The sequence below is a fragment of the Lysinibacillus sp. RU7 genome, assembly GCF_057837305.1.
On sequence record NZ_JBYQFK010000039.1, the window covers coordinates 22,771 to 30,457 of the forward strand.

Below are 7,687 nucleotides of genomic sequence, written 5' to 3' on the forward strand. Positions count from 1 at the left end.
CCATTTTGTTATACTGTTTTTAACAGAAAATAAACAAGTCAAGGAGATTTGAAAATGGACTTATTGTTTTTAACACTCGATAAATATGATGATAAGCCGCTTTACGAGCAGCTTTATTTAAATTTAAAACAAGCGATTATTCAAAAGAATATCGCTGTCGGTACAAAGCTTCCTTCTAAACGAACACTGAGTGATTTTCTAAATATTAGCCAAACAACGGTAGAGCTTGCGTATGGGCAGCTACTGGCGGAAGGCTATATTATGTCAAAACCACGTATTGGTTATTTTGTAGAGGAAATCGATGAATTACCATACGTAGAAAAAGCAGCAACACCAACAGTAACCAAACTAGATGAACCTCGTTCTTACCAATATGATTTTTCACCTAATAAAATCGATGAAGAGGGCTTTCCATTTCAAATATGGCGTAAATATGCAAAGGAGATTTACGATGAATCATCTAAAAATCTATTACAAGCTGGACACCCTCAAGGAGAACTCGCACTTCGCATAGAAATTGCGCGCTACTTGTATGAATCCCGAGGCATTCATTGCAGTCCGGAACAAATTGTCATTGGCTCCGGGACAGAACAGTTACTCCCAATGATTTTACGTTTATTTGATGAGGATGCGAAAATCGCACTTGAAAATCCAGGCTATTCAGCGATTCCGAAAGCACATATCCATAGTCGTGCGATTCCCATTTCAGTAGATATAGATGGGCTAGTTGTCGATGAACTCGAAAAAAGTGAGGCACACCTTGTGTATATTACACCATCTCATCAATTCCCAACCGGGGCTGTCTTATCCGCTACCCGCCGTACACAACTATTAAAATGGGCAGCGCAAATGCCAGCACGCTATATTATTGAAGATGATTATGATAGTGAGTTTCGTTATATCGGAAAGCCCATTCCTGCACTCCTAGGGCTTGATAAAGGAGAGCGCGTCATTTATATGAGTACATTTTCAAAATCGATTATGCCATCATTGCGTGTCGCTTATTTAGTATTGCCGCTTTCCTTATTACCAAAATACAAAGAGGTATTTAGCTATTATTCAGCAACTGTACCTCGCTTTGATCAGCATCTATTGGCGAATTTTATGAGCGATGGGCATTTCTCTAAACATTTAAATCGTATGCGGAAAATTTATCGGAAAAAGCATGACAAATTGATTTCGGTTTTCTCGAAATATTATCCAGATGTCATCATAAGCGGGGATAGTGCAGGGATGCACATATTATTATCGATACCGCATCATCGTTCAGAAACAGAGCTACAAGCTTGTGCTGTTCAATCAGGACTCTACATCCAACCGATTACACGTTATATGCTTACACCACTTTCTTATCGACATCCTACGTTTATTTTAGGATTTGGCGGTATTGCATTAGACAAGATTGAAGCATCTATCCATGCGCTAATGCAGGCGTTTTATGAGACGAATTCCACTTTATAATGCTTTGCCCAATGATGCAGCTGCACAAAATATGCAAGCAATTGAGGCCCTGCCATTAATTGCCCAAACCAAGGCTTTTTAAAGGAAGCGCCACCTGTTGTGAGCAATTGTTGCAGCTGTTCTTTATCAAAAAACTCATATAAAATACTGGATGAATCTGCTAAGCACTCTGCCATTAATGTTTGCACAGCTTTTGTATATACAGGGTGATACGTTTTTGGATACGGATTTTTCTTCCTCCATATAATCTCCTCTGGCAACAACCCTTCTGCTGCTTTTCGTAAAATCCCTTTCTCATGTCCACTAGCTGTTTTTAATGCCCACGGAATATTCCAAACGTATTCTACTAAATGATGATCTGCAAACGGTACACGTACTTCTAAACTTGCTCCCATACTCATCCGGTCTTTACGCTCTAATAAGGTTTGCATAAAGAAGATATTATTTAAATAAAACAGTTGCCTCCGTTCTTGCTCCTCTTTACTTTCGCCCTCTACGACTGGCACTTCTTTCAGAGCCGCTTCATATGTTTCTGTTAAAAACCTTTCTAGCTGTAACTTTTGTTGCCAAGATGGATTTAATAATGCTTCACGTTCTTTAATAGAACGAATCCAAGGGAAATGGCTAGTCGGGGCAAAAAACCATGGATATCCACCAAATAATTCATCGGCACACTCCCCTGATAAAGCCACCGTGAATTCCTTTTTGATTTCATGACAAAATAATAAAAGAGAACTATCAATATCAGCCATACTTGGATAGTCTTTTAATTTCATCGCTTCCAATAGTGCTTCTACTAATGATTCTTGAGATAAAATCACTTCATGGTGTTCCGTTTTAAATTGGTCACGCATTAATTGAATCCAATATGCATCACGTGAAACTTGGAAATCATTTTTCTTAAAAAATAATTCACTTTCCTCAAAGTCAACAGAATATGTGTGTAGTACACTTCCATTAGCCCGGTACGCATTCGCAGCAATGGCTGTAATATAACTAGAATCAAGCCCCCCTGATAAAAATGTACAAAGGGGTACATCACTAACTAGTTGGCGCTCAATTGCCGCTTTTAATAACGTTCGAACTTGCTCAATCGTTTCTTGTTCACTATGTGTATGTGTCTTATCTTCCACATCCCAATAACGCACCATTTTTTTCTTGTGCGGTGTGATGTGTAAATAATGGGCTGGCTTTAACTCTACAATGTCTTTAAAGACTGTTGTACCTAAAATACGCGATGGTCCAATGCTCAGTAATCCAGCTAGACCTTGTATATCTACTACAGGCTTTACGTGAGGGTGGCAAAGTAGCGCCTTTATTTCTGAAGCAAAAGCAATTTCATCTGGTCGTTCTGTATAAAATAACGGCTTCACCCCTAAACGGTCTCGACATAAGAAGAACGACTTTTCTTCCTCACACCATATTCCGAATGCAAAAATGCCATTTACATATAGCGGACAGGCTTCTCGCCATTCAATATACGCAGTCAATAATACTTCCGTATCCGAAGTCGTGGAAAACGTATAACCTTTCTCTTTCAACTGATTGCGCACGTCGTCTGTATTATAAAGCTCCCCGTTGTAAACAATCGTATACGTACGGTTCCCAACCGTTTTTTGCATTGGTTGACGACCGCCTTCTAAATCAATGACAGCAAGACGCTGATGACCCAGTACGGCATTCCTTAGATTCATCACATTCATCTGATCTGGCCCTCGATGCGCAAGCGTTTCTGTCATAGCTTGAACAACATGCATTTGCTCACCTATTTCATTACGCCAATTCACCCAACCGGTAATTCCACACATTTTCTCACTCCTTCTGCTTTAGCTTATGTATGAGGCAAATAAAAAACACACAATCCTATTCGGAAATTGTGTGTTTCTTATGTTCATATAAAGATTAGAATAGACCGCCTACAAATCCTGTTACACTCCCCCAAAGGTTACCAAAGAAACTACCTACACCTTGGAAGAATAGAGAAACAGCACCAGCGCGCTCCACATCGCTTGTTGTCACCACATCGACTGAAAGCTCCGTACCGTCAATAAAGCCGTAATCAGCGCCTTCTTTACGCTCTACCACAAGCTTCCCAACAAAAGTACCTTTTTTCACTTCTGCTTCAAGCTCTTTTTCATCTAACACTAATTTAGTAGTATAGGCATCCTTATCACTCGATTTGATCATAAATGATAAATCTTCTTTTGTCGCAATACCTACACTATCTTCTTTCCCTTTTGTAACAGGGATTGTTTTTTGATCTTCTAGTACATAGTCGGCTGGTACTAGCTCATGTTTTGTAAACTGGCTAAAACCGTAGTCAAATAGCTTTGCTGTTGCATCAAAACGGGCTTCGTATGAACCAACACCTTTAGAATCAACAGCTTTCATAACAACGGCAATTAAACGTGTACCACTACGTTCCGCTGTTCCTGTGAAACAATGTCCAGCAAAATCCGTTGTACCTGTTTTTAAGCCATCCACACCTTTATATTCATATACTAAACCTGGTAACATGAAGTTCCAGTTTGACATTTCAATCTTATCATCTGTCCCTTCACGGAATGTCTTTTTCGCAATTTTTGATGTTTCTAATACTTCAGGGTGGTCCTTTAATAAATGATACGCCAATTTCGCTACTGATTTTGCCGGCATTACGTTTTCATCTTCAGCACCTGTACCAGTTGGATGCATGCCATAAAGGTTCACATTATTTAAACCTGTGGAGTTGACGAATTTGTACCCTTCTAAACCTAGCTCTTCTGCCTTTGCATTCATTAATTTAAGAAATTCAGTTTCTGTACCTGCAATTGTTTCTGCAATGGCAATTGTCGCAGCGTTTGCGCTATAAATAGCCATCGCTTCATATAATTCACGAATCGTATATGTGCCATCCGCACGAAGTGGCACATTACTTAATGCACGATCTTGAGATACTTTGTATGTATACTCCGTTACACGATACTCCTGATCCCATGAAACTGTTCCTTCTTTAATCGCATCTAATAGCAAATACTCCGTCATCATTTTCGTCATACTTGCAATACCTAAAGATGTATCTGCATTTTGTTCATATAATATTTTCCCCGATTCAGCATCAATTAAAATCGCTGCATCTACTGTTAACCCTAAATCTGTTTCCGCACTTGCTTGCGACATGGGTGCAAACATACTTACCATTAAAAGCGGAATCATTAGTAAACTAACAATTTTCTTTTTCACAAAGCTACCTCCAAAATTCTAGTGTCATCCTCGACATTTTAACATAAACACCGTGAAGTGCGTTAAGTTCCGAACAAAAAACACTCCTTTACCTTCTAATTTTGACGGTAAAGGAGTGGAAAAGTTCCAATTAATCTAAAGAAGCATCATTTCTTCGATATCTAGAGATGTATACTGCTTATTACTGCGCTGAGACAATATAAATCTGCATCGCTCTACTCAGCCGATATAAATACAACTGCCCTTTTCTATAAAAACACTTTCATAATCATTTCTTTTTATGAAATTGAGTAGTTTGGCGATTCTTTCGTAATTTGTACATCATGTGGATGTGATTCACGAAGACCTGCGCCTGTCATACGGATGAATTGTGAGTTTTCACGTAAATCTTGTAAGTTCGCTGTACCACAGTACCCCATACCTGCACGAACGCCGCCGATTAATTGGTGAATTGTATCAGCTAATGGGCCTTTGTACGGAAGACGTCCTTCGATACCTTCTGGCACTAATTTTTTCGCATCTTCTTGGAAGTAACGATCTTTTGATCCTTTTTCCATTGCACCTAATGAACCCATACCACGGTAAACTTTGAAACGACGACCTTGGAAGATTTCTGTTTCACCTGGCGATTCAGACGTACCAGCAAGTAGTGAACCAAGCATTACAACGTGCCCACCAGCCGCTAATGCTTTTACGATATCACCAGAGTATTTAATACCACCATCCGCAATAATCGATTTACCATGCTCACGCGCTACGCCCGCTGCATCATATATAGCCGTAATTTGTGGTACACCAACACCTGCTACAACACGTGTTGTACAAATAGAACCAGGTCCAATACCTACTTTTACGACATCCGCACCTGCTTCAAATAATGCACGTGTACCTTCAGCTGTTGCTACGTTACCAGCAATAATTTCAAGCTCTGGATAAGCAGCACGGATATCTTTAATTGTATCTAATACACCTTGTGAGTGACCATGGGCTGTATCAATAACAACGATATCCACCTGTGCTTCTACTAGCTTTTGAATACGCATCATTGTGTCTTTTGATACGCCCACAGCTGCACCGACTACTAAGCGACCATGTTTGTCTTTTGCTGCATTTGGGAATTCAATTACTTTTTCAATATCTTTAATTGTGATTAAACCTGTTAATTTGCCTTCATCATCAACAATCGGTAATTTTTCAATTTTATGTTGCTGTAAGATTTTTTCTGCATCTTCTAATGTTGTGCCAACTGGTGCAGTAATTAAATCTGACTTTGTCATTACATCATCAATCTTTAAAGAATAATCATCAATGAAACGTAAGTCACGGTTTGTGATAATTCCTACTAGTTTTTGATCGTCCATGTTATTTACGATAGGAACACCCGAAATGCGGTATTTACCCATTAAATGCTCTGCATCGAATACTTGATGCTCTGGTGTTAGGAAGAACGGATTTGTAATAACGCCATTTTCTGAACGTTTTACTTTTTCTACTTCTTCCGCTTGTTCATCAATGCTCATGTTTTTATGGATAATACCAATACCACCTTGACGCGCCATTGCAATCGCCATTTTCGATTCAGTAACTGTATCCATACCTGCACTTACCATTGGGATATTTAATTTAATTTTGGGTGTTAGCTGCACAGATAAATCAACATCTTTCGGTAATACCTGTGAATGTGCTGGTACTAATAATACATCATCAAATGTTAAACCTTCTTTAACAAATTTCGTTTCCCACATTTCGAAAAATTCCTCCTACGTAAAAGAATATTATTGTAAGGTTAACAACGTCGACAGTCGGTGTCAAGAATCTTAGAAAAGAAAAACAATTCAGACTATTGTAAGCCCTTCCTTATATATTATTTACCACTCTAACGCATTTTAATTTAAAGAATTATACTATTACTTTACCAAAGTAAAATAGAGAATAAAGCATAAAAATATGTTTAATATCATTCATTTTTATCTTTACCTGACAAAAGAAGCTCATTTCAAGCAATGAGAAGGGTTTAGCCCAATGAGTAAGTGGAAGAGGAATACCGGTTGGCGATCCGCCAAAACCGTTGTAAAAAATGTAAGAACTATACTTAAATTGTACAGATGGCTCTTTGAAAACTGAAGATAGGAAGGTTGTGACAGGGAATACGTCTGTCACGTAAAATCTTCAACATTCTAAACGCCCCACGCATACCGAAGTGGCGAAAACCAAGCGAAAGTAGGATGCGTGGTGAGTCCAACGTACAAACTTTTTGTGTTTTTCACCGTAAGAACTATGGGTAAAGCCTGCTAAGATAACTAGATTTTAGTCTGGTGTTCGCAGGAATGGTGTCGTCTGAAAAGACATTTTAAGAAGACACCTTTGCGACGGGGATGGTGGCATTTTGATATGAACACCGCAGGAGCGATATTTCTTAACGGATAATTATTAAGAAGTAAAGGGTGTGTCCAGAAATTTTTTACTTTCTGGACACATCCTAGTTAAATAAACAAAAAATATTTCCCAAGAAATGATTCTATCTAAACAGGTCTAAAATATGTAGTTATTACTTAAGCTCTCCGCTTTTTAAGTTAAGGGCAGACTTTGAAATTAAAACAAATAAATAGTCCTTTTTATTTTTCAGAATACAAGTTACTTTAGCTATAAAACATAGATGAGGGCGTGCTAGGCCTTCTGCGCTTACTATAATATAGTTCAAAAGATATTTATATTACCACAAAACGCTATATGCTTAATTATTGCATTTTAATAATGCTCTAGAGAACTTAACAAGTGTTGCCTATTATACGTAAGAAAGAGTTGAAGCATCGTAAGGTAATAGTCCTTTCACCTAAACATAGATAATTTTCACAGTATAAAATTTTATTAGTTCCTAAAAAAGAAAAAAGACCCGATATCATCGAGTCTTTTGTGTGCCTAGCGACGTCCTACTCTCACAGGGGGAAGCCCCCAACTACCATCGGCGCTAAAGAGCTTAACTTCCGTGTTCGGTATGGGAACG

At 38.5% G+C, this 7,687-nt stretch carries 4 protein-coding genes and 1 rRNA gene; 1 reads left to right on the forward strand and 4 read right to left on the reverse strand.

Going from position 1 to position 7,687, the window contains the following annotated elements; all coding sequences use genetic code 11:
• Positions 1 to 54: 54 nt before the first annotated feature.
• On the forward strand, positions 55 to 1,461 hold the full coding sequence (gene pdxR, locus AC3II9_RS20130) for a MocR-like pyridoxine biosynthesis transcription factor PdxR (protein WP_489158341.1): 1,407 nt from the start codon (positions 55 to 57) through the stop codon (positions 1,459 to 1,461).
• On the opposite strand, the gene asnB is transcribed toward pdxR, so the two are convergent.
• From asnB to rrf, 4 genes are all read right to left on the reverse strand, one after another.
• A complete protein-coding gene (gene asnB, locus AC3II9_RS20135; RefSeq protein ID WP_489158343.1) occupies positions 1,437 to 3,269 on the reverse strand; it encodes an asparagine synthase (glutamine-hydrolyzing) in 1,833 nt (610 codons plus the stop codon). The two genes, pdxR and asnB, sit on opposite strands and share 25 nt — an antisense overlap.
• A gap of 94 nt (positions 3,270 to 3,363) precedes the next feature.
• On the reverse strand, positions 3,364 to 4,656 hold the full coding sequence (locus tag AC3II9_RS20140) for a D-alanyl-D-alanine carboxypeptidase family protein (RefSeq protein ID WP_489158349.1): 1,293 nt from the start codon (positions 4,654 to 4,656) through the stop codon (positions 3,364 to 3,366).
• Positions 4,657 to 4,961: 305 nt separating this feature from the next.
• Entirely contained in the window at positions 4,962 to 6,428 is a 1,467-nt protein-coding gene (gene guaB / locus AC3II9_RS20145) for an IMP dehydrogenase (RefSeq protein ID WP_489158345.1), read from the reverse strand.
• A 1,172-nt stretch (positions 6,429 to 7,600) separates the two neighbouring features.
• A 5S ribosomal RNA gene (gene rrf / locus AC3II9_RS20150) occupies positions 7,601 to 7,687 on the reverse strand; the annotation flags it as partial.

What these genes read in the sequence shown, in the direction of transcription:
- pdxR (WP_489158341.1), top strand. Translation starts at nt 55, where the DNA reads ATGGACTTATTGTTTTTAACACTCGATAAATATGATGATAAGCCGCTT.
- asnB (WP_489158343.1), bottom strand. Translation starts at nt 3,269, where the DNA reads ATGTGTGGAATTACCGGTTGGGTGAATTGGCGTAATGAAATAGGTGAG.
- AC3II9_RS20140 (WP_489158349.1), bottom strand. Translation starts at nt 4,656, where the DNA reads ATGATTCCGCTTTTAATGGTAAGTATGTTTGCACCCATGTCGCAAGCA.
- guaB (WP_489158345.1), bottom strand. Translation starts at nt 6,428, where the DNA reads ATGTGGGAAACGAAATTTGTTAAAGAAGGTTTAACATTTGATGATGTA.